Origin of the sequence: Embleya hyalina (assembly GCF_003967355.1) — a bacterium.
Classification (GTDB): domain Bacteria; phylum Actinomycetota; class Actinomycetes; order Streptomycetales; family Streptomycetaceae; genus Embleya; species Embleya hyalina.
In genome coordinates, this window is the sequence record NZ_BIFH01000057.1 from 22,317 (window position 1) to 44,568 (window position 22,252).

Annotated in this window: 15 protein-coding genes; 8 read left to right on the plus strand and 7 right to left on the minus strand. The window is 74.2% G+C overall.

Translation table 11 applies throughout. From position 1 onward, the window contains the following. The first annotated feature begins 227 nt into the window (after positions 1-227). From EMA17_RS48560 to EMA17_RS48585, 6 genes are all read left to right on the plus strand, one after another. Positions 228-1,244, plus strand: coding sequence for an acyl-CoA dehydrogenase family protein (locus EMA17_RS48560; protein ID WP_160161848.1), 1,017 nt, complete (start codon positions 228-230; stop codon positions 1,242-1,244). After that, on the plus strand, positions 1,244-2,401 hold the full coding sequence (locus EMA17_RS48565; protein ID WP_126643648.1) for an acyl-CoA dehydrogenase family protein: 1,158 nt from the start codon (positions 1,244-1,246) through the stop codon (positions 2,399-2,401). The genes EMA17_RS48560 and EMA17_RS48565 overlap by 1 nt, the downstream gene beginning before the upstream one ends. A gap of 195 nt (positions 2,402-2,596) precedes the next feature. After that, complete coding sequence (locus tag EMA17_RS48570; RefSeq protein ID WP_160161849.1) at positions 2,597-5,095, plus strand: serine/threonine-protein kinase; 2,499 nt, start codon at positions 2,597-2,599, stop codon at positions 5,093-5,095. A 97-nt stretch (positions 5,096-5,192) separates the two neighbouring features. Next, a complete protein-coding gene (locus EMA17_RS48575) occupies positions 5,193-7,052 on the plus strand; it encodes an extracellular solute-binding protein (protein WP_126643650.1) in 1,860 nt (619 codons plus the stop codon). Positions 7,053-7,308: 256 nt separating this feature from the next. After that, positions 7,309-8,472 carry a globin domain-containing protein gene (locus EMA17_RS48580; protein ID WP_126643651.1) on the plus strand — a complete coding sequence of 388 codons (1,164 nt, stop codon included), beginning with the start codon at positions 7,309-7,311 and terminating at the stop codon, positions 8,470-8,472. Positions 8,473-8,568: 96 nt separating this feature from the next. Continuing rightward, complete coding sequence (locus EMA17_RS48585; protein ID WP_126643652.1) at positions 8,569-10,845, plus strand: FdhF/YdeP family oxidoreductase; 2,277 nt, start codon at positions 8,569-8,571, stop codon at positions 10,843-10,845. Positions 10,846-11,068: 223 nt separating this feature from the next. Here EMA17_RS48585 and EMA17_RS48590 read toward each other — a convergent pair whose 3' ends face one another. Then, complete coding sequence (locus tag EMA17_RS48590; RefSeq protein ID WP_126643653.1) at positions 11,069-12,247, minus strand: FAD-dependent oxidoreductase; 1,179 nt, start codon at positions 12,245-12,247, stop codon at positions 11,069-11,071. Between the two features lie 94 nt (positions 12,248-12,341). On the opposite strand from EMA17_RS48590, the gene EMA17_RS48595 reads away from it, so the two are divergent. Continuing rightward, positions 12,342-13,550 (plus strand): carboxylate--amine ligase, encoded by a 1,209-nt coding sequence (locus tag EMA17_RS48595; RefSeq protein WP_126643654.1) that lies wholly within the window; start codon positions 12,342-12,344, stop codon positions 13,548-13,550. 18 nt (positions 13,551-13,568) lie between these two features. Next, complete coding sequence (locus EMA17_RS48600) at positions 13,569-14,384, plus strand: glycoside hydrolase family 16 protein (protein ID WP_246127388.1); 816 nt, start codon at positions 13,569-13,571, stop codon at positions 14,382-14,384. A 34-nt stretch (positions 14,385-14,418) separates the two neighbouring features. Here EMA17_RS48600 and EMA17_RS48605 read toward each other — a convergent pair whose 3' ends face one another. From EMA17_RS48605 to EMA17_RS48635, 6 genes are read right to left on the minus strand one after another with little or no spacing between them, the layout of a single operon-like run. Further along, positions 14,419-15,258: a polysaccharide deacetylase family protein gene (locus EMA17_RS48605; RefSeq protein WP_126643656.1), complete on the minus strand. Its 840-nt coding sequence runs from the start codon at positions 15,256-15,258 to the stop codon at positions 14,419-14,421. Continuing rightward, complete coding sequence (locus EMA17_RS48610) at positions 15,255-15,599, minus strand: hypothetical protein (protein ID WP_126643657.1); 345 nt, start codon at positions 15,597-15,599, stop codon at positions 15,255-15,257. The genes EMA17_RS48605 and EMA17_RS48610 overlap by 4 nt, the downstream gene beginning before the upstream one ends. Beyond that, positions 15,596-18,346, minus strand: coding sequence for a glycosyltransferase family 2 protein (locus EMA17_RS53645; protein ID WP_218043272.1), 2,751 nt, complete (start codon positions 18,344-18,346; stop codon positions 15,596-15,598). Before EMA17_RS53645 ends, EMA17_RS48610 begins: the two co-directional genes overlap by 4 nt. Beyond that, positions 18,343-19,725, minus strand: coding sequence for a lipopolysaccharide biosynthesis protein (locus EMA17_RS52400; protein WP_160161850.1), 1,383 nt, complete (start codon positions 19,723-19,725; stop codon positions 18,343-18,345). Before EMA17_RS52400 ends, EMA17_RS53645 begins: the two co-directional genes overlap by 4 nt. Then, positions 19,722-21,200: a glycosyltransferase family 2 protein gene (locus EMA17_RS48630; RefSeq protein WP_126643659.1), complete on the minus strand. Its 1,479-nt coding sequence runs from the start codon at positions 21,198-21,200 to the stop codon at positions 19,722-19,724. Before EMA17_RS48630 ends, EMA17_RS52400 begins: the two co-directional genes overlap by 4 nt. Beyond that, positions 21,197-22,006, minus strand: a complete 810-nt coding sequence (locus tag EMA17_RS48635) for a glycosyltransferase family 2 protein (RefSeq protein ID WP_126643660.1) — start codon at positions 22,004-22,006, stop codon at positions 21,197-21,199. Before EMA17_RS48635 ends, EMA17_RS48630 begins: the two co-directional genes overlap by 4 nt. Positions 22,007-22,252: the final 246 nt, after the last annotated feature.

Below are 22,252 nucleotides of genomic sequence, written 5' to 3' on the forward strand. Positions count from 1 at the left end.
CAGGACCCGCACGGCGGAAAGCAGCTGTTCTCGTCGGATGTCACTCGGGCAGCCGATCTTCGCAAAGAGCAACCCGCCAGTCAGCTACCGGCAAGTAATGTCATGGGATCGAGATCTCCGGCACATCGGTCACTTCGCCCCCGCGATGCCATGGAAGGGTGCGGCGACACCGGCTAGCGTGCGCCGGCCGGCTCGTGCGAGCGGTGAGGTGTGAACGGAGGTCGCCGGTGGATCTTGAACCGACGGAAGATCAAAAGGCGGTACGGAGCGCCTTTTCGGAGTTCTTCACGGACCGATGCCCGATTTCCGTGGTGCGCGCGGCCGAACCGCTCGGCTTCGCGGCCGATCTGTGGCGGCGCCTGGCCGCGATGGGCGTACCCGGAATGGCGCTGCCCGAAGATGCCGGCGGCGGTGCGAGCCGAGCCGATCTGATCCTGCTGTTGCACGAGGCCGGTCGGGTGCTGGCGCCGGTGCCGTTGAGCGCGCACCTGGCCGCGTCCCGACTGTTGCTCGACACGCCGTGGTGCGCGGGGGTCGCCGACGGCACGCTGATCGCGGCGCCGGCCCTGCGGCCGACCGTGGACGGCCTGGCCCGACTGGTGCCCGGCGGCGCGGTGGCCGATGTGGTGGTGGCGCTCGACGAGGACGAACTGGTCGCGGTACGGGGCGAGGCGCCGATGACCGCGCCGGTCAACCACGCGGCGGCGCCGCTGGCCGACCGATACGTGCGCGACGACCGGGGCGGGCGGGTGGTCCTGGCCCGGGGCGAGGACGCGGCCCGGCGACACGCCGCGCTGCGCCGGGAGTGGCAGTTGTATACGGCCGCCACACTGACCGGGCTCGCCGAGCGGGCGCTGGAGTCGGCGGTCGCGTACACGCTGGAGCGCGAACAGTTCGGCAAGCCGATCGGCGCTTTCCAGGCGGTCCAGCAGGGGCTGGCCGATCTGGTCGGGCCGCTGGACGGGATCCGGCTGCTGACCGCGCGCGCCGCGTGGTGCGCCGACGAGGGCGACCCGGCCGAGGCGGGCCGGCTCGCGGTGATGGCGTTCCTGGCCGCGACGGAGGTGGCCCGGACCACGACCTATCGCGCGGTGCACTTCCACGGCGGATACGGCGTCACCCTCGAATACGACATCCAGCTCTACTTCCGGCGCGCGCGGGGCTGGCCGCTGGTCCTGGGCGATCCGGACGAGGAGTACCGGGCGTTGGCCGACGATCTCTTCGGAGCGGTGGGAGGCGTCTGATGGACTTTCGACCCAAGGAATCGGTCGAGGAGTTCCGGCGATGGATCCGGGGCTTCGTCGCCGAACACCTGACCGAGGACATGATCGAGCGGGCCCGGCGCACCGGCACCTTCCACGACTGGGGGTTCCACCGCGCGCTGGCCGCGACCGGGGTGATCGCCGAGGGCATGGCCGGGCCCGGGCGGGCCGGGGGGCGCGACCCGTTGGAGCTGTACGTCTTCTTCGACGAACTGGGGCTGGCCGACGCGCCGTTCTACGGGCTGGCCAACACCATGCTGGTGGCGGGAGTCGTGGAGCAGATCGGCAGCGCGTTCCATCTCGCCGAGGTACTGCCCCGGTTCCATCGGGGCGAGGCGATCGCGGCGCTCGGCTACAGCGAACCCGGCTCGGGATCGGACGTCGCGGCGGCGGCCACCCGCGCGGAGCGGGTGCCCGGGGACCCGGAGGACGAGCCGGTGTGGCTGGTGAACGGGCAGAAGATGTTCACCACGCTCGTGCACGAGGCCGGCTACGTGATCCTGCTGACCCGCACCGACCCGGACGTGGCCAAACATCGCGGCCTGACCATGTTCCTGGTGCCGACCGACCTGCCCGGCATCTCCTTCCAGGCGGTGGAGACGATGGGCGGCGACCGCACCAACATCACCTACTTCGCCGACGTCCGCGTCCCCGACCGCTGGCGGCTGGGCGAGGTGCACGGCGGGTGGGACGTGATGAAGGTGGCGCTGGCCTACGAGCGGGGCGTGTTCGGCAACATGAACCAGGGCGTGTCGCTGCTGCGCCGGTTCACCCGGTGGGCGACCGAGACCGGGGCGATGGACGACACGGCGGTGCGCAAGCGGCTGGCCCGGATCGCGATCGACAACGAGATCACCGCGCTGCTGGCGCTGCGTCCGGCGCTGATCGCCAGTGCGGGCGGCCTGCCCACCACCGAGGGTTCGATCGCCAAGTTGTACGCGAGCGAGGCGTACAACCGGGCTGCCGAGGCGTGCCTGGACATGGCCGGACCCGAGGGACTATTGGGCGAGCCGGGCGACGCGTGGTTCGTCGACCACGCCGCGCGGGACGCGCCGGTGACCACGATCTACGGCGGGACCAGCGAGATCCAGCGCAACAACATCGCGGAGCACCGGCTGGGGCTGCCCCGGTCGCGATAGGTACGGCGGGACCCGCGCGCGGCGTCGCGCGGGTCCCGTGCCGCGCGGGCGGGCCGCTCCGGGGGCGCGGCGCCCGGTGTTTTACGGATATGACGGGCTCGGCGGGGGTGCCGCCGAACGGGTGGCCGGAAGCGGGCGCGCTTCATGGCAGACTTCGGCACCGTTCACACCGGTGAGCGAAACGGAGTTTCTGCCATGCGGCCGCTGCACGACGAGGACCCTTCGAGCGTTGGCGCCTACCGATTGGTGGGCCGGCTCGGCGAAGGGACCACGGCTCGGACCTATCTGGGCGCCGCGCCCGACGACGCCCCCGTCGTGGTGCGGGTGATCCGGGCCGACCTCGGGCGTGATCCCGCCTTCCGCGTCCGCTTCGGCGAAGAGGTGGACGCCGCTCGGCGGTTGCCCGGTCCGGGCACCGCCGTGGTCCTGGACGCCGACACCACCGGCCGGCAACTCTGGTACGCCACCACGCACGTGCCCGGTCCGACGCTGGCCGAGACGGTCCGTCGGCACGGTCTGCTCCCCGGTCACTCGCTGCGCACGCTGGCCGGTGAACTCGCCGCCTCGCTCGGCCTGTTGCACGCCGCCGGGCTGTACCACGGGCGGCTCGACCCCGGTGCGGTGCGGCTGGATCCGAACGGCCCCCGGCTGCCGCACGTCGGGATCGCGCACGCCTCGCTCGGCTCGTCGGTGACCGCCGACGGCGTGGTGATCGGCACCGTGCTCGACTCCCCCGGCTTTCGTTCGCCGGAGCAGGTACGGGATCTGACGGTGGGTCCGGCGAGCGACGTGTTCTCGCTCGGGTCGGTGCTGGTGTTCGCCGCGACCGGCGCGGGCCCGTTCGACCGGGGCGACGAGCGCTCGCCCGCCGATCGGGTCGCCGAGGGCGAGCCGGAACTGGGCGACGTGCCCGCCTCGTTGCGCGACCTGATCGCGGCCTGCCTGGTCAAGGACCCGGACCGGCGGCCGAGTCCGGACGAGGTGGCCCGGGTCGCGGCCGGCACCGCCGGCCCGAGCTGGCTGCCCGCGGCCACCGCGACGTGGGTGGCCGAACGGGTGGCCAACCCGTGGGAGCCACCCGAGCCGATGCCCGGCAGCGAGCCGTACGCGGCCGACACCGTACCGGCCCCGCCGCCCGGCGCGACCCCGCCGCCGGAGCCGGAGCCCACGACCACGACCGTCGCCTCCCCCGCCGCGCCGCCCGTCCCCGAGCCGGAGTCCGCGCCGCCCGCCACCCCGGCCCGGACCCACCGCGCGGCCCGGGCCGAACCCGCCGTGCCGCCGGCCGGGGGCGAACCGCCCACCCGCGCGCACCGGGCCGCCGGCTCGTCCCGGGCCAAGTCCCGCCGCGGCTTCCTCGCCGTCGCGGCCGGTGCCGCCGTCCTGGGCGGCGGCGGTGCGGCATGGGCGCTGAGCCGGGGCGGCGACAAGACGCCCAAGGCCACCCCGAAGCCGTCGGCGCCGGCGTCGAGTTCGGCGGCACGCACGCCGGGACCGGCCGTGCCCGGCACGGTCCGCGAACTCACCGTGTGGACCACGGAGAGCCTGGTGCCCGCCGCGCTGCTGGGCGAACTGGGCCTGGAGTTCGGCAAAATGGGCACCTCCGGCGCCGGGGTGCGGATCGGCAGTCGGGTGCAGCCGAAGGCCGGCTACACCCAGGCCCTCGAACAGGCGCTGCGCGCGGGTCGCGGGCCCGACGTGTTCGAACTCGACCTGCTCGCCCTGGCCCGGTTCAAGGCCGCCGACCTGGTGATGGACCTGACCCCGTTGCAGAGCCGGTTCGACGGCGGCAGCTGGTTCCCCGCCGTGCGGGCCGCGGTCACCTCGGGGGGCCGGATCATGGCGCTGCCCCTGGGCGCCGGCGTGCCCGTGGTGCTCTACGACAAGGGGCTGTTCCAGGCCGCGCAGGTGGGCGTGCCGACCGACCGGGTGACCTGGGTCGCGGACCTGGAGAAGTTGCGCCAGGCCAACGCGACCAACCCCGACTACCGCGCGCTGTACGTACCCGGCGGGGCCTGGCCGGTGTTGGCCTCGTGCGTGTGGGAGGACGACGGGACCATCGCGGTGCAGGAGGGCGACGCCTGGCGCGGCACGCTCGACCTGCCCGGATCGGTCGAGGGGGCCCGGTTCTTCCGACACCTCCAGTCGTACGCGCCGGACGCGGTCGGGGTGGGCAACGACGACCCGGCGACCACGGCCCGCGTCGCCAAGGGCGGGGTCGCCTCGGTGATCGCCGACGCCTCGCTGTACGACGCGGTGGTGACCGCGAATCCGGCGCTGCGCCCGGTGCTGGGCGCGTTCGCGATCCCCGGCCGCACGGCGGGCAAGCCGGCCGCCGTCGGGGTGCACGGCACGGTCCTGGCGGTGTCGGCCGCCAGCCTGTTCAAGGAGGCGGCGATCGACCTGCTCTCCCTGGTCGCCACCGACCGCTGGCGGGCCCGGATCGCGACGGAGGCCCGGCTGGTCCCGGTCCGCAGCGGCCTGGATCGAGCGGTGCCGTCGGACAATCCGATGATCCAGGCCGCGCTCTCCGCGCTGCCCGTGGGCGGTCGGGCGTATCCGGTCGCCCCGGGGTGGTCGGAGCGTCCGCTGGCCGAACTCTCCCGGCAGACGCTGGCGGGCACCGATCCGCTGGTGGCGGCGGCCGCCGCGAACACGATCGTGGCCCGCGAGTTCGGCGTCGACCCCACCTGACGGATCTCCCTGGCGGCAGAGATCACCGCGCGGCCTAGGGTTTGCGCAGGCATGGCATCCGGCCATGCCTGTCGCCCACTCTCGGAGGAGCCGCACCGTGTCGTCGTGGAACGAGGAACCACCCGCGTCGAGGGACGACGACCCGTCGGCCGAACCACCGCCTCGGCCCACGTACGCCCCGATGGCCGTGCCGCCGCCCCCGGGACAGCCGGCCGGACCGCCCGCGCAGCACCGGCCGGCCGGACCGCCGCCGGGGTACCCGGCCGGGCAGCGGCCCGGACCACCCCCGGCGGGTGGGGCACCGCAGCCGCCGGCCGGTCCCGCGCCCGGCTACCCGGCCGGGCCGCCTCCGCAGTACGCGGCGGGCCAGGCCCCGCGATACTCGCCGGGGCAACCTCCCGGCCAGGCACCGCAATACCCGAACCAGGCACCGCAGTACCCGGCCGGCCAGGGGGCGCAATACGCGGCCGGCGGGCCGTATCCGGGTGCACCCGCCCAGTACCCGGGCGGGCCGCAGTACCCGAACACGCCGCCGGGGAGCCGGGGTCCGCAACCCCCGCGGCCCGACGGCGGGACCTCCCGGCGCCGGGTGATCGTGGCCGGTTCGGTCGCGGCGGCCGTCGCGGCCGGCGGCGGGGTCGCGGCCTGGCTGCTCACCCGGGGCGACGACAAGAGCGCCGCCCCCTCGCCCAAGCCGAACCCGACCACCCCCGCGCCGGTACCGCCGGGGCCGCCGACCGACCCCGAACCGCCCACCACCGAGAGCGGTCCGTACACGCTCACCATGTGGCTGGACAAGCTCTACACCCCGGGCGTCGACCAGGCGAAGACCAACTCCGACCTGGCCGCCGCGCTGGTCAAGGTGGATCCACTCGGCACCGTGCGCGGTGAGGTCCAGGAGTACATCGACCAGACGAAGCTGGACACCGCGCTCGCCGCGGGCAACGGCCCCGACCTCTTCCAGGTGGACAGCCTGGGCCTGGCCCGCCGGGTCAAGCAGGGCACCCTGCTCGACCTGACCCCCTACGCGAAGCGGTTGAACGCGGACGCGTGGCATCCGGCGGCCCGGGCCGCCTGCACCGTCGACGGCAAGCTCTACGCGCTGCCGATGGACGTGTACGCCCCGGTCGTGCTGTACGACAAGCGGCTGTGCGATCCGGCCGGGTTCGTGGTGCCCACCACGCGCGACGAGTGGATCACGCAGTTGGACAAGCTCAAGCAGCACTACGCGAGCGACCCGAAGTTCGAGGCGCTGCACCTGGTCGGCCGGGCCTGGCAGACGATCGCCGCGTGCCTGTACGCGAACGGCTGCGAGATAGCGGTGCGGCAGAACGAGCGCTGGGTCGGGCGACTGAACACCGACGCGGGCCGCGCGGGCATCGCGTTCTTCCAAAAGCTCCAGTCCTATTCGAGCGCGCCGAAGAACGTCGAGGAGTACAAGGACCCGGCCGGCAACATCACCGCCGTGCTCACCGCCGGCAAGGCGGCGATGGCGATCCAGCCGGACTGGGTGGTGGCCGAACTGCTGCGCACCTCCCCCGAGACGGCCCGCAACCTGGGCGCCTTCCCGATGCCCGGGACCACCGCCGGCAAGCCCGCGACGGTCGGCGTGTGGGCCGGTGTGCTGGCCGTGTCGGCGAAGACCGGGCATCCGGTGGGGGCGACCAACCTGCTGCGGGTGATGTCCTCGTCGGTGTGGCAGGAGCGCTGGGCGAACGAGAACGAGACGGTGCCGGCGCTCGGCGGGCTGACCACCACGTCGGGCGCCGCCAACCCGGCCCGGGCCGCGACGCTGACCGCGCTCGCCCAGGGCAAGCCGTACCCGGCCGCGCCGGGCTGGACGGCGGGTCCGCTCAAGGACTTCGCCGAGAACGTGCTGGGCGGCGCCGACCCGGTGGCCGTCGGCGCGGACCAGGACGCGAAGATCGCGGGCACCTTCGTCCGTTACCAGCCCTGACCCGTACCGGATCCCACCGCTCCTCGACCGGGCGGCCGGACGCCGGCCGTCGTGTCACCCACACGGCGTAAGAAATCCTCAAGCGTAAGCCCGTCGCGGTTCCCCGCGGCGGGCTTACCGCATTACCCACCCTCCGCAATCGGACCGGCGCATACCGTCGGGTCACTTCCCCTTCGGGCGACCGGCGGTTTCCGGCTTCGGTGGTACATGTCCGGCCGATCGGTCGCTCTCCGAGCACACGAGGATGCGGTCCGTCATGTCCGGAAGTCCCGACCCCTCCCGGGCCGATCTGCTCCGCGGCAGCCTCGAGGCCGTCGCGCCCGTCGCGCACGATCTGGTCTCGCACTTCTACGCGCTGCTGTTCCTGCGCCGCCCCGACCTGCGCGCGTTGTTCCCGCCGGCCATGGACCACCAGCGCGACCGCCTCCTCGCCGCGCTGCTGCGGGTCGGCGCGGCCGGCGACGAACCGCACGAGTTGCGCCGCTATCTGCGCGGATTGGGCCGGGACCACCGCAAATACGGGGTACTGGACGAGCACTACGACGCGGTCGGCGGCGCGCTGATCGGCGCGCTGGCCCGCTACCTGGGCGAGCGCTGGACGCCCGAACTCCAGGCCGCCTGGGTGGAGGTGTACACGTGGGCGGCGGCGGTGATGATCGAGGCCGCCGCCGACGACGCCGAGGACGCGCCCGCGTGGTGGGACGCGGTGATCACCGCCCACGAGCCGCGCGGCCGGGACATCGCGGTGATCACCGTCGAGCCGGATCGCCCGCTGCCCTACCACCCCGGCCAGCACGTCACGGTGGAGACCCCCTGGTGGCCCCGGGTGTGGCGGCACTACTCGATCGCCAACGCCCCCCGCGTCGACGGCCGGCTGGAGCTGCACGTGCGCGCGGTGCCGGCGGGGTGGGTGAGCAACGCGCTGGTACACCGGGCCCGGGTCGGCGACCGGATCCGGCTCGGCCCGGCGCGCGGCGGCCTGGTGTTGCGCGGCGAGACGCTGCGCCGGACGTTGTGCGTGGCCTACGGCACCGGCCTGGCGCCGATCAAGGCGCTGGTGGAGCACATGGCGCAGCGTCAGCTGGCACACCGTGCGCACGTGTTCATCGGCGCCGAGTATCGGGCGGACCTGTACGACCTGGGCGCGCTGTCCGCCATGGCCGACGTGTACCCGTGGTTGAACGTGATCCCCGCGGTCACCCACGACCGCTCGTTCACGGGCGTCCGGGGCGCGCTGCCCGACGTGCTGGCCAGGTACGGCGACTGGGCGGACCACGACGTGTTCGTCAGCGGGTCGGCGGCGTTGGTCCGGGCCACCGCGCACCGGCTGACCGGCGAATTGGGGGTGGCCCCGCAGCGGCTGCACACCGAGAGCCTGGACGGGTCCGCTCGCGGGACGGTACTGCTTCGGGGCCGCTGAGCCGCGGCGCGTCGGAGCCGGGGGCGTAACGTACTGGTCATCAGGGTCGTGTCGAGTCGTGTCGATACGACCGCTTCGAGCCGCAGGAGCACCCGCATGGTCAGCAAGCCGCCCGTGGACGACGTCGGCGACGAGGGGCTTGTGGTCGGGCCGCCCAAGGAGTACGCGGCCGGGCTGCCGGCCGTCGCCTGGTCGCTGCGCCACGCCGGCCGCCAGATGGGGGTCAAGCGCAGCCTGCTGACCCTGGTCCAGGTGAACCAGAAGCAGGGCTTCGACTGCCCCGGGTGCGCCTGGCCCGAGCCGGACCACCGCAGTGTCGCCGAGTTCTGCGAGAACGGCGCGAAGGCGGTCGCCGAGGAGGCCACGGTGCGCCGGGTGGGCGCCGACTTCTTCGCCGCGCACCCGGTCGCCGAGTTGGCCGACAAGTCGGACTACTGGCTGGGCCAGCAGGGTCGGTTGACCGAGCCGATGTATCTCGCCGAGGGCGCCTCGCACTACGCGCCGATCTCGTGGGAGGACGCGTTCGGCGTGGTCGCCGAGGAGTTGGCGGCGCTGGACTCGCCGGACGCGGCGGCGTTCTACACCTCGGGCCGCACCAGCAACGAGGCCGCGTTCGTGTACCAGCTGTTCGTCCGCGCGTTCGGCACCAACAATCTGCCGGACTGCTCCAACATGTGCCACGAGTCCAGCGGTTCGGCGCTGACCCAGACGCTCGGGGTCGGCAAGGGCAGCGTGTCGCTCGAGGACCTGTACCGGTCCGACCTGATCTTCGTGGTGGGTCAGAACCCGGGGACCAACCACCCCCGGATGTTGTCCGCGCTGGAGAAGGCCAAGCAGGCGGGCGCCTCGATCGTGGCGGTCAATCCGCTGCCTGAGGCCGGGTTGTTGCGGTTCAAGAATCCGCAGAAGGTCTCCGGGATGCTCGGGTCCGGCACCCCGCTGACCGACGAGTTCGCGCAGATCCGGGTGAACGGCGACCTCGCGCTGTTCCGGGCGCTGAACCGGCTGCTGCTCGAAGCCGAGGACGCCGCGCCCGGCACCGTGCTCGATCGCGATTTCATCGACGAATACGCGCACGGGTTCGAGGAGTTCGCGGCCGACGTGCGGACCACGCCGTGGGCCGACGTGCTGGAGGCGACCGGGCTTTCCCGCGAACAGATCGAGCGCATCCACCGGCGGGTGCTCGGCTCGCGGCGGATCGTGGTGTGCTGGGCGATGGGCCTGACCCAGCACAAGAACTCGGTGCCGACGATCCGTGAGGTGGTCAACTTCCTGCTCCTGCGCGGCAATGTGGGCCGGCCGGGCGCGGGGGTGTGTCCGGTGCGCGGGCACAGCAACGTGCAGGGCGACCGCACGATGGGCATCTACGAGAAGCCCGCGCCGGCGTTCCTGGACGCGCTGGAGCAGGAGTTCGGCTTCGCGCCGCCGCGCGCGCACGGGCACGACGTGGTGGACACGATCCGGGCGATGCGCGACGAGAGCGTGAAGGTGTTCGTCGCGGTGGGCGGCAACTTCGTCTCCGCGACGCCGGACACCGCCGCCACCGAGGCGGCGCTGCGGGCCACCCGGCTGACCGTGCAGGTGTCCACCAAGCTCAACCGTTCGCACGCGGTCACCGGGCGGCGCGCGCTGATCCTGCCCACCCTGGGTCGGACCGAGCGGGACCAGTTCGTCACGGTCGAGGACTCGATGAGCGCGGTGCACATGTCGCGCGGCAAACTGCCGCCGGCCTCGCCGCGGTTGCGCTCGGAGGTGGCGATCGTCTGCGGGCTGGCCGAGCGGGTGCTCGGTGACCGGGTGTCGGTGCCGTGGCGCGACCTCGCGCGCGACTACGACCTGATCCGGGACCGGATCGAGCGGGTGATCCCGGGCTTCACCGACTTCAACCGCCGGGTGCGCGAGCCCGGCGGGTTCGTGTTGCCGCACGGGCCGCGCGACGCGCGGCGGTTCCCGACCACCACCGGGAAGGCCAACTTCTCCCGCAACGAACTCGCCGTGCTGCGGGTGCCCGAGGGTCGGTTGATCCTCCAGACGGTGCGCTCGCACGACCAGTACAACACCACCATCTACGGCCTGGACGACCGGTATCGCGGCATCAGGCAGGGTCGCCGGGTGGTGTTCGTCAACCCCGTCGACCTGAGCACGCTGGGCCTCGCCGACGGCGCGCTGGTCGACCTGGTCAGCGAGTGGCACGACGGGTCGGAGCGGCGGGCGGAGGCGTTCCGGGTGGTGTCCTACGACACCGCCGCGGGCTGCTGCGCGGCCTACTTCCCCGAGACCAACGTGCTGGTGCCGCTGGACAGCACGGCCGACGAGAGCAACACCCCGACGTCCAAGTCGATCGTGGTCCGGTTGGAGCCGCACGCGCGCTGATTGTTGGGCGCTTCGCGCCGGCTCGCGAGGGACCACTTTTTCTTTCCCCCGCTTCGCTCCTCCAAGAAAAAGCGGCCCCTCGCTCGGGGCCGTGCGCCCCTCCGCTTCGCTCCGGGTCGCCCAGCCCACACTTCGCGGCTCCGCCGCTCTCCGCGCTTCGCGCGTCGATCTCCAGGATGGGACCGGGTCGGGGGCGCTGACGCGCCACGGGGTCCGGTGGCGGTCAGTCCTGGAAGCGGGCGGCCAGTACTGCCGCGAGTCGGCGGGAGGCGAAGTCGCCGCCGTGGACGAAGCGCATCGCCGGGCCGAAGGTGGCGGCGGCGGGCGGGCCGGTGACGTACAGGCCGGGCACGCTCGTCTCGAACGAGGCGTCGAGCGCGGGCAGTCCGCCCACCGTGGCGATCCGGCGCCGCAGCGACGGCGGCAGGAAGCCGAGGGCGGCCAGGTCGACCCGGTAGCCGGTCGCGGCGAGCACGTGGTCGGCGTGTACCTCGCGCTGGTGGCCGGACCGGTCCCGCAGCCACATCCGCACCCGCCCGTCGGGCTCGCGCCGGGCCCGGGTGACGGTCTGCGCGTCCCGGACCGGGACCCGCCCGTCCAGCCGGTCACGCAACCACCACGCGGCGGACGGGCCGAGGATGCGCCGGGCCAGGTCGACCCGGACGCGGGCGGGCAGCAGCCGGAACGCGGCCGGGCCCCGCGCGGCGGCGGCGATCGTCCAGCCGGATCCCAGCGGCGAATCCGGGGTGAACCGCCGGGCCCGGGGCGGGGCGGCGAACCGGATGCGCTCGGCCCGGCCGAACACCCGTACCCGTGCGGCGCCGCCCTCGTGCAGCAACGCGGCGCTCTCCAGGGCCGATTGGCCGGAGCCGATCACCACGATGTCCCGATCCGCGCCGAGTTCGGCCAGGTCGGGGCGCTGGGCGGGGTGCGATACCAGGTCGTCGCCGAGGTGTTCGAGCACGGCCGGCACGTAGCGATGTGCGGCCAGGCCGGTGGCCAGCACCACCGCGTCGACCGCCAGGTCCGGCCCGCCGTCCCGGGCGAGTACGAAGCCGGGGCCGGCGGGCTCGATGCCGGTGACCCGCTCGCGCTCCACGTCCGGGACCAGGTGGTCGGCGAACCACCGCCCGTAGGCCACGAACAGTTCCAGGGGCACCGGCTGATCGCCCGTCAGCGGGCGCTCGCCGCGGGCGCGTTGGAAGCAGGCCAGGGTGAATCCGGGCCCGGGCGCGGCGATCGAGGAGGCGGCCGGCCTGGATTTCAGCAGCATGCCGATCGGCATGTGCCGCCGCCAACCCTCCAGCGGTTCGCCGAACACCCGGGCGGTCACTCCGAGTTGGCGCAGGTGGGCGGCGAGCGAGAGGCCGTAGGGGCCGGCTCCGACGATGGCCACGGTCATGGCGGTGCCCTTCGGATATTCGAGTGGATTGTTGGCTTATCCGGTGAAACGTCGGTTCGCGCTGCTAGAAAGGTCCGGACGGGGAGGCGACGAAATGGTTGTCCGAGGAGTCGAGCTGGATCGTTCGGTGCCCGCGCTGCTGTTCAAGGTCGGCCGCTATCCGCTGCACCAGGGCTCGGTCGGCGCGGTGCGCTCGCTCGGGCGCGCGGGCGTGCCGGTGCACGCGGTGGTCGAGGACGCGTACACCCCCACCGCCGTGTCCCGGCACCTGAGTCGGCGGCACGTGTGGCCCACCACCGGCCTGGAGGACCCTCGGGCGCTGGTGGAGCGACTGCTCGGGATCGGCCGCCGACTGCCCGCCCGCGCGGTCCTGATACCCACCGACGACGAGGCGGCGCTGCTGGCCGCCGGCGCCCGGGACCGCCTCGCGGAGTGTTTCCTGCTGCCCAAGGTCGACCCCGGTCTGCCCGCCGGGTTGGCGGGCAAGCGCGGGCTCTACCGGCGCTGCCTGGCCCACGGGGTGCCCGCGCCGGACACCCGCTTCCCCGCCGACCGTGAACAACTGACGGCGTTCGCCGCCGAGTTGGGCTATCCGGTGGTGGTCAAGAACCTCGCGCCGTGGGACCGACTGCGGGCGCCGGTGGTGCCGGGCACCACGCTGGTCCGCGACCGGCGCGCGCTGCTCGCGCTGGTCGGCGAGCCGCGCGCGGTGTTGTTGCAGGCGTATGTGCCGCGCGAGGCCGCGCAGGACTGGATCGTGCACCTGTACGCCGCGCCGGACGGTCGGTGCGCACCGGTGTTCACCGGCCTCAAGCTCCGCTCCTGGCCGCCGCACGCGGGGGTGACCACGTACGCCCGGGCGCTGGCCAACCCGGGTCTCGCCCGCCGTTCGGCCCGGTTGTGTCGGGCGCTCGGCTACCGGGGTCCGGCCGATCTGGACTGGCGGCTGGACCTGCGCGACGGGCGCTACAAGCTGGTCGACTTCAACCCCCGGGTGGGCGCCCAGTTCCGCATGTTCGAGACCGCGGGGGGCCTCGACGTGGTGCGTGCGCTGCATCTGGACCTGACGGGACGGCCGATCCCCTCGGGTGGTCAGCGCGAGGGTCGGCGCTATGTCGCCGAGCATCTGGATCCGGCCGCGTTCGTGGCCTACCGGGGGCGCTGCGGCGTGGCCCGGCCACCCGGCCGCGCGCCGGGGCACGGCGGGGTGGAGGCGGCCTGGCTGGCTCTGGACGATCCGCTGCCGGCGGTGGTCACGGCGGTGCGCGTGCTCGCCCTGGCCGTGCGCCGGCGGCGGCACTGAGGAGAGTGGGTGGCTTCGATGAGAACGGGTCGAGCGACGCGGGTCCGCCGACGGCTCGCCGTGGTGTTGCCGGTCGTGGTGCCGGTGCTGCTGCTCGCCGGGTGCGAGTCCGCGCCGCCGGCCGGGCCCCGGCTGCTGTTCGCCGACGACTTCACCGGGTCGGCGCTCGCCGCCGAGCGCTGGGTGACGTGCTACGACTGGAACGTGGCCGGCTGTACCAACGCGGGCAACCACGAGCAGCAGTGGTACCTGCCCGAGCAGGTCCGGGTGCGGGACGGGCAGGCGATCCTGACCGCCGCGCGCCGGCCCACCACCGGCTCGGACGGCGTGGCCTACCCGTGGGTCTCGGGCATGTTGTCCACCGGGCGGCCGAATTGGTCGGGCCGACCGAGGTTCACCTTCACCTACGGCCGGGTCGAGGCCGAACTGCGGCTGCCTCGCGAGCCGTTCTCGTTTCCGGCCTTTTGGTTGATGCCGGCCGCCAAGCGCACCCCTCCCGAACTGGACGTGGTCGAACTGATCGGCCCGGACGGCCTGGCCCGGGCCACGGTGCACTGGACCGGGCCCGACGGCCGTCCCGACGAGGAGACGCGCACCTCCCGCGAGCGCGACTGGTCCGGCACGTTCCACCGGTTCACCCTCGACTGGCGGCCGGATCGGGTGACCTGGTCGATCGACGGCGAGCAGGTGTTCGCCGTGACCGACCGGGCGCGTGTCCCGCACGAGCCGATGGAGGTGCTGTTCACCCTCGCGATGGGCTACCCGGAGCCGGTCCCCGACACGGTGACCGGCGCGGAGATGCGGATCCGGGCGGTGCGGGTCTGGGAGCGCTGAACCCGCGCGCGCCGGCCTCGGTCGGACGATCACCTCAACCGGCCCGGCCGGCCACCGCGTCGGAGTGCTCGTGCCAGGGAGCGGGCCGGCCGCGCCGGCGGGCCCGGATCCGGCGCCAGGCCCGCCAGCCGAGCGTGGGCAGCCCGTCCCGAAACGGGGCGACCCGGGAGCCGACACCGGCCAGCCAGGCGTCCAGGCGGTCGAGGCCGGTGTCCGCGCGCACCATCAGCCGGGAGATCCGCCACGGATCGTCCTCGCGCGAGCTGTGCGCGTCGCGCACCGCCATCGCGGTACGAAAGCCCGCGTGCCGCACCGCGGCCCGCACGGCGGCGTCGTTGTAGCCGAACGGGTAGGCGAACGAGGTGACCGGGCGCTCCAGTTCGGCCTCCAGGCGCTGCCGCGAGCAGGCGATCTCGCGGTGCATCGACGCGAGCGGGAGGGTGTCGAGTTCGCGGTGCGTGCAGCCGTGCGCGCCGATGGTCAGGCCCGGCGTGTCGGCGATCCGGCGCAGTTCGCGCCAGGTGAGCATGGCGGCCGGCGGCAGTACCGGGCTCGGCGTGGGCCACAGCGCGTCGGTGGTGACGTAGAGCGTCACGGGCAGGTCGCGCTCGACCAGTTGCGGCAGCGCGTACCGGGCGAAGTCGGCGTAGCCGTCGTCGAAGGTGATCAGCACGCTCTCCCGGGGCAGGTCGCGACCCCCGTGCAGGGCCTCGGTGAACCGGTCCAGGCCGATCGGGACCCGGCCGCTCGCCGACACCCGGTCCAGGTGTCGGCCGAACTCGGCCGGGGTGACGGTGAACGGCGCGATCCACGGCGGCGGGTCGTCCCGTACCGCGTGGTAGAGCAGGACCGGTACCGCGGCCTCGGATCTCATCGAAGCTCCTCTCGGGAGGTGCGCGCACGCACGACGGTGCGGATCAGCACCGCGATGGTGGTCAGACCGGCGAGGGTGCCGACCACGCGCGGGGCGGAGAAGGCGCCCGCGAGCAGGTATGCCTCGGCGGTCAGCGCGCACGACGCCGCGCTGCCGGCCACCGAGGTCACCGCCGTGGTCAGGACGCTCGCGCCCTCGCCGGCGAGCGCGTAGCCGGGTCCGACGGCCAGGAAGGCGACCACGACGAGGGCCCGCAGCGGGTGTTCGGCGGGCAGTTCGAGCGCACCGAACGCCGACCACCCGGCGGCGGCGGGCCAGACGGCCCGGATCGGACCGGTCATCGTACGGGCCCCGGCCGCGGGTCGATCCGGTAGATCACCGCGTCCCGGTCGCGCAGCAGCAGGGTGAATCGGGGCGCGATGGACAGCGCGTGGTCGATGCGGCCGAGGGTGCCCGCCGGCAGCAGTCCGGTCTGCTCGCACTCGGCCCGCTGGCCGGCGGTCAGGAACAGGTAGGCCGTGTCGCCCGGATACTCGTCGGCCAGCGCGCTCAGCCCGGCCACCGGATCGCGCACCACCGCCTCGCGCAGCGCGGGCGTCTCCATCGCGAACCAGCGATGTCGCTGTTGTTCGTAGTCGGCGTAGGCGCCGGGGAAGTTGTTGCTCGCCGCCACGATCAGATCGCCGGGCGCGGACACCCGGGCCAGCCACTGCCGGGCGGCGATCTCGCCGTCGTCGAAGTGGTTCTGGCGCTCCTTGCCGTAGTAGCCGAACACGAATCCGGTGAGCAGCAGCGCGAACAGCACCGGCAGCAACACCGCGCGCGGGCGCGGGCGGCCCCGGTCGCCGAACAGTGGTGCGAGCCATCCGGCGATCAGGAACGCGGCGGCGGGCAGCGCGAACAGATAGACCCGGAAGATGATCTCGCCGCCGTACGCACCGGCCGCGAGCAGCGGCAGCGGTGCCAGCACCAGCGGTATGGCGGGCGAGCGGCGCAGGCGCGGACAGCGGATCGGCGCGACGGCGGTGAGCAGCGCGACGCCCGCGGTCAGCGCCCGGTCCACCCGGGCGACCAGCACCTGGCCCGGTTCGGCGCTGCCCAGATTGACCATGCCGGCATGGGCGTTCGACTCGAAGTCGCCGAACTGGGCCCAGGAGGAGCCGATCTGCTCGAACAGGAAGGGTCGGGCCACGGTCAGGTCCCAGCCGAGCACGGCCACCGCGGTCAGTCCCAGAAGCGGGAGGGCGACCGGCCGATGGACGCGCGAGCAGGCCAGTGCGCCCAGCGCGACGACGAGCATCGGCGGAGTGAGCTGATGCGCCGTCACCACGGCGAGCACCAGCGGCGCGCACAGTCCGACGGTGGCGAGCGGGCGCCGGTCGCGATCCAGGACCAGCGCCAGGATGGTCACGTACAGGACGAACGCGAAGGTCTGCGGGGCGAAGTAGTCCTGGCCGACCCAGGCGGTGGCGAAGTAGATCCACACCGCCGCCCAGACGATCCGCCGGTCGCGGGTGAGCGTGCGGTAGAGCAGGACCAGGGGGCCGATCAGCAGCAGGTCGAAGGCGAGCGGCGACCAGGTCGCCATGGTCAGCGCGTCGGGCGCGCCGGACGCCCGAACGGCCGTGGCCGCGGCGGAGAAGAACCCGGGCCACTGGTGGTAGGGCGCCAATTCGCCCGCGTCCGGAAGGGTTCGGCCGGTGCGCAGGAACTGGTCCACCACCTCGACGTGTTTCCAGGCCCACGCGTAGCGCAGATGCTCGTAGAGCACCGCCGGCGTGGCGTGCAGCATGGTCACCAGGGCGCCGGTGTACAGCGCGTGGCGCCGGGACCGGGCGGTGCGGTCGAGCAGGCTCACCGCGAAGCCGAGGGTGAGCACGGCCAACGCGCACCAGTACAGGGCGGGCAGCACGTCGAGCAGCCCGAGTCCGCCCATCCGGTCCACCGCGACCGGCATCCGCATCGCCAGGATCCACAGCACCACGGCGACCGGCAGGGCGAGCAGGCCGAACGCGCGGAACCCGAGCGCGGCGGGGGTGGGCAGCGGGTCCCGGCCCAGACCGCGCGCCCGACCCGCGGCGTAGCCGAGCGCGGTGGTGAGCACGCCCAGGACCAGCGCGGGGATGGTGGCCGTGGGCGGGCGCGGCTCCGGGGCGAACGGGCGCACCAGGGCGCGCGGGATGGTCGAGGCCAGGTAGGAGCGTTCGGAGGCGAGCGCGCGGTCGGTGCCGGCGTGCCTGCCGACCGCCGCCTTGGACAGGCCCTCGGCCCAGCAGCGGGCCCGGAAGTAGCGCCAGGTGGTGCGCGCGGCGGGCACGCGGTGGCGGACCACGGCGGCCGGTTCGTACCCGAGCACGCCCCCTCGGTGTCGGGCCGCGGCGCGCAGGCACAGCTCGGTCTCCTCGCCGCCGAGCGGGCGGGTGCCGACGCGGCCCAGGTCGGTGCGGAAGCCGCCGACGTCGAGCAGCACGCCGCGCCGGAAGGACATGTTGGCGCCGATCAGGTTCCGTACCGGCGCGGCCTGTTCGGGCATGCCCCGGTAGGTGCAGCCGACCACCCAGTCGAATTCGGCGGGGAACCAGGTCGGGCGGTCGGTGTCCCAGTTCGGCCGGATCCGGCCGCCGACGCCGAGCACGTTCGGGTCGGCGTAGCCGTCGAGCAGGCGCATGGTCCAGTCGGGTTCGGCGACGGCGTCGTCGTCGAGGAAGGCCACGATGTCGCCCCGCGCGCCCTCGACGCCGGTGTTGCGGGCGCCGGAGAGGCCGCGTCGGCCGCGGTTGCGCAGCACGGTGACGTCGGGGAACACGGCGCGCGCCCGGGCGGCGAGTTCGTGGCAGTGATCGGCGACCAGGATGACCTCGGCGGGCGGTTCGTCCTGGGCCCGGAGCGAGCCGAGCGCGGCGGTGAGGTCGTCCCAGCGGTCCATGGTGTAGGCGCAGACCACCACGGTCAGGGTGGGGCGGGGCGGGGTGCGCGCGACGGCGGGGCCGGCGCCGCGGGCGCGGACGAGGGCGCGCGCGGCGGCGGCCCGCTCGGCGCGGATGGCCACCCAGGCCAGGCGCCTGGTGCGCGGTGGGGTCTCCGTCATGCGGGCCTCCCGGAAACGGTGGGGAGCCAGATCCGGCGGGCCGCGAGCAGCGCGAGCGCGGTCGCGGTCTGGGCGCCGAGCCAGGCGATGCCGGCGCCGATCAGGCCGAAAACGGGCAACAGGGCGACGGTCAGGGTCAGTACGGTCGCCGCGAGGCCGGCCTGGATGGCGACCACGACGCGCATCCGGCGCAACACCCGGCAGGCGTTGATCGCGGTCGCGACCACCAGGTGCGGCAGCGCGGACAGGGCGAGGAGTCGCAACAGCGCGGCGCCGTCGCGGGCGTAGCCGGGGCCGAACACGCGCAGCACCAGCGGCGCGCCCAGGACGAGGGGGCCGATCGCGAGCAGGAGCAGCGCTCCGGTGTGGCGCAACACCCGCCGGCATCCGGCGGCGAGCCCGGCGGTGCCGCCCGCGGCCTCGACGAGCAGCGACGCCCCCATGTTGAGCCCGACCAGGTAGAGGGTGTTCGCCACCACCCAGGCCAGCGAGAAGTAGGCGCTCTCCCGGGCGCCGACCCGCTCCAGCACGATGATCGGCGGCACGGTGGTCGCGGCCAGCCAGCACAGCGTGCCGAGGTAGTCCGCGCCGGCGTACCGCACGAGCCCGGGGCCGGGCCGAAATCGCGGCCCGGGGTGGGGGGTTCGGGGCCGGGCCGGCCGGCGCGGACCGTCGCCCTCGGCCGGCCCCGGGGGGACGCGTGGGTCGGGGTCGGGGGCGATGCCCGCCGCCCGCGCGGGCCCGCGGGCGGGCGGCAGTCGCGCGAACAGCCGGGTCTCGACGACCAGCAGGGTCGACACCAGGGCCAGCGTCCAGGACATCAGGATGCCGAGCGTGGGCGAGACCGCGGCCAACGCGGCGACCAGGACCAGCTTGGCGACCGCGAAACCGCTGTTCTTGCCCACCACCAGGCCGGGTCGCCGCAGGCCGGTGAGCGCGCCGTCCTGGAGCGCGAACAGCGCGTAGGCCACCGTGGTGGCCACGAAGCAGCAGCCGGCCGCCGGTTCGCGCAGGAAGCCCAGGCCGGGCGCGCACAGCGGGATCAGCGCGAGGAAGCCGAGGACGGCCACCAGGGTCGCGCCGAACGCGGCGGTGTACGCGGTGCGGATCAGCCCGCGCCGATCCGCGCCCGGCTGTGGCAGGAAGCGCACGAGCACGTTGGCCAGGCCGAGTTGGCCGAGCCCGGAGAGCAGCATCATCGCGGACACCGCCGCGTAGGTGCGCCCCACCGTCGCGTCCCCGTACCAGCGGGTGGCGAGCGCCCAGTAGCCCGCGCCGAACGCCGAGGTCACCAGCGAACCCGCGGTCAGCACATGCCCGTTGCGCAGCAGCGGGTCCACCCGGGGTCGGGCCGACCGGCGCGGCCCGGCCTGGATCACCGGCCGGACTCCGCCTGCTCCCAGGGCGCGCGCACGCCGTGCATCCGCACCCGCGAGCGCAGGTACGCGAGCGGACCGGCGGCCAGCGCGCGGCGCGCCGGCGTGGCCAGTCGGGCGGGCCAGGGGATGTCGGGCCGCCCGGGAGCGCGGGTCCGGGCGAGCGCGTACCGGATTCCGTCGGGGGCGCGTCTGGCGAGCGCGCCGAGGGTGCGCGGCTCGCGCAGCACGGCGGCGGTCAGGTAGGCGCCCAGGCCGGTGCCGTAGCCGCGCACCTGGGCGGCCACCGCGGCCCGGTCGGCCCGGTGTCGGTGCCAGATCAGCGCGCCGGGTTCGTAGCCGATCCGGTGTCCGCGCACGATGGTGCGGAAGAAGGCGAGCAGGTCGTCGCCGCCGCGCGCCGGGGTACCGACGCCGGTGGCCGGGTCGAAGCCGCCCATGGCGCGCAGTACGTCGGCTCGGAAGGCCATGTTGGCGCCCGAGCCGAAGCGGCCGGCGGTGAACGGGAACAGCGGGTCGGCGGGCGGCGTCCGGGGGTCGTACAGGATCGGCTCGAAACCCTTGGCCAAGCCCGCGTGGTGATGGAGCATCAGTTGCGCGGGGGTGCGCAGTTCGGCGGGCAGGATCAGGCCGGTGACGCACGCGGGCCAGCCCGCGCGGGCGAAGCCGGCGACCAGGGCCGCGACCCAGCCGGGGTCGGCCAGGACGTCGTCGTCGGTGAACGCGAGCAACTCGCCGGTGGCCACCGCGATGCCCCGGTTGTGCGCGAGGGCCAGTCCGGGGCGCGGCTCGCGCACGTAGCGCACGAGGCCGGCGCAACCACCGCGGACCACGCTCGCGGTGCGGTTGGTGGTGGGGGCGTTGTCCACCACGATCAGTTCGATGTCGGGGTAGGTCTGCCACAGCAGGGTGCGCAGGCACGCGGCGAGCAGTTCGGGCCGCTCGCGGGTGGCCACGATCACGCTGACCCGGGGCGTGCCGCGCGGGGCGGGCGGCCCGGGCGGCCCGGGGGCGTGGTCGGGCGCGGCGGGGGTGCCGAAGCGGGCCGTCGCGCAGGCGATCAGCGGTTCCGGGCCGGGTGCGCGCAGTTCGAGGTCGAGCAGGCCGACGGGGGTGCCTGCGTGCCGGACCAGGGCGAGCACGGCGCCGGCGGGGCAGTCGGCCGGGGTGCCGTCGGGGGTGCTCAACCTCGGCCCGGCGTCGGCGACGAGGTCGAGGACCCGGACGTGCACGAGGTCGGGGGGCGGGCCGGGTGGGGCGGCGGCGGGCGCGGCCGACTCGGCGGGTGACGCGGGCCGTTCGTCCGCGGGCGTGGCGGCGGTCGGCGTGGCGGCGGTCGGCGCGGCCGGGCGCGGGATGGCGATCGGGGTGGGCGTGGCCGGTGGGTGCGGGCCGGGCGGCGGGGCGGCGGGTTCGGCCGGGCGCTGCCTGGGGATCAGCGGCCTCGGGTCGGGTTCGGGATCTCGGCGGGGCGTCAAGCGTCCTCCCCCGCTCGCTTCGGGCGGGCGCCGGCGTGCTCGCGCAGGACGGTGCGCAGCACCCGGTGTCCGTCGCGGAGCGCGTTGAGGTTGGATCGGCCGCTCCGGCGCGGCAGTTCGAGACTGGGTACCTCGGCGATCCGCAGTCCGGCGCGCAGGGCCCGGACGATCATCTCGGCCTCGATCTCGAAGCCGGTCGAGCGCAGGTCCAGGTGTTCCAGGAAGCATCGGCGGAACGCGCAGAACCCGTAGCACAGGTCGGTGAGCCGATATCCGTACAGCCGGCTGACCAGGGCCATCAGCACGTGGTTGCCGAGGCTGCGGACCGCGGTCAGGTCCAGCGATCCGCCGCCGCCGACGAACCGGGAGCCCTTGACGAAGTCGTAGCCGTTGCCCAGGAAGTGCACGTAGTGCGGGATCTCGTGCGGCGACATGCTGCCGTCGGCGTCGATGGTGACGATGATGTCGCCGGTGGCGTGCCGGAATCCGGTGCGCAGGGCGCTGCCCTTGCCGGCGCCGGATTGCGGGATGACCCGGGCGGCCGGCAGGTAGCGGCGGGTGATCAGCGAGGTGGCGTCGGTGGAGTCCCCGTCGATCAGCAGGACTTCGTCGACGCCGTCGGGTATCTGTTGGAGCACCCAGGGCAGATTGCGGGCCTCGTTGCGGGCCGGCACGACCAGGGTGACCCGGTCCCGGGCCACCGATTCGGCCGGTGCCTGCCCCGCTCGTACCGGTGCGCCGGCGGGCGGTTCGTCAATCCGGGGCAATGGGCGTTTCGCGTGCGTCGCGTGCGTCGTGTCGTGCATGAACGGCCCCCTCCCGTCTGCCGCGTGCCCCGGAGAGCACACGGCATCGGGCCGGCGGAACCGGCCCGAGATCGGTGACGCCGGGTGTCGATCGCACGACACCCGGTCATCGCTGATCGTGGTTGGGCGGCGAAAGCAGGGTCAATCGGACCGAAGATGCTTTACCAAGACGTTACGGTTGGGTGTTTTTCCCGTCGAATGCCAGTTCGGGGATTTTCTCGGCTTTCCGACATCTTGTCGGATACG

Coding starts and splice junctions, on each gene's coding strand:
- EMA17_RS48585 (WP_126643652.1), top strand. CDS start 8,569: ATGGTCAGCAAGCCGCCCGTGGACGACGTCGGCGACGAGGGGCTTGTG.
- EMA17_RS48590 (WP_126643653.1), bottom strand. CDS start 12,247: ATGACCGTGGCCATCGTCGGAGCCGGCCCCTACGGCCTCTCGCTCGCC.
- EMA17_RS48595 (WP_126643654.1), top strand. CDS start 12,342: ATGGTTGTCCGAGGAGTCGAGCTGGATCGTTCGGTGCCCGCGCTGCTG.
- EMA17_RS48570 (WP_160161849.1), top strand. CDS start 2,597: ATGCGGCCGCTGCACGACGAGGACCCTTCGAGCGTTGGCGCCTACCGA.
- EMA17_RS48565 (WP_126643648.1), top strand. CDS start 1,244: ATGGACTTTCGACCCAAGGAATCGGTCGAGGAGTTCCGGCGATGGATC.
- EMA17_RS48610 (WP_126643657.1), bottom strand. CDS start 15,599: ATGACCGGTCCGATCCGGGCCGTCTGGCCCGCCGCCGCCGGGTGGTCG.
- EMA17_RS48580 (WP_126643651.1), top strand. CDS start 7,309: ATGTCCGGAAGTCCCGACCCCTCCCGGGCCGATCTGCTCCGCGGCAGC.
- EMA17_RS53645 (WP_218043272.1), bottom strand. CDS start 18,346: ATGACGGAGACCCCACCGCGCACCAGGCGCCTGGCCTGGGTGGCCATC.
- EMA17_RS48605 (WP_126643656.1), bottom strand. CDS start 15,258: ATGAGATCCGAGGCCGCGGTACCGGTCCTGCTCTACCACGCGGTACGG.
- EMA17_RS48635 (WP_126643660.1), bottom strand. CDS start 22,006: ATGCACGACACGACGCACGCGACGCACGCGAAACGCCCATTGCCCCGG.
- EMA17_RS48600 (WP_246127388.1), top strand. CDS start 13,569: ATGAGAACGGGTCGAGCGACGCGGGTCCGCCGACGGCTCGCCGTGGTG.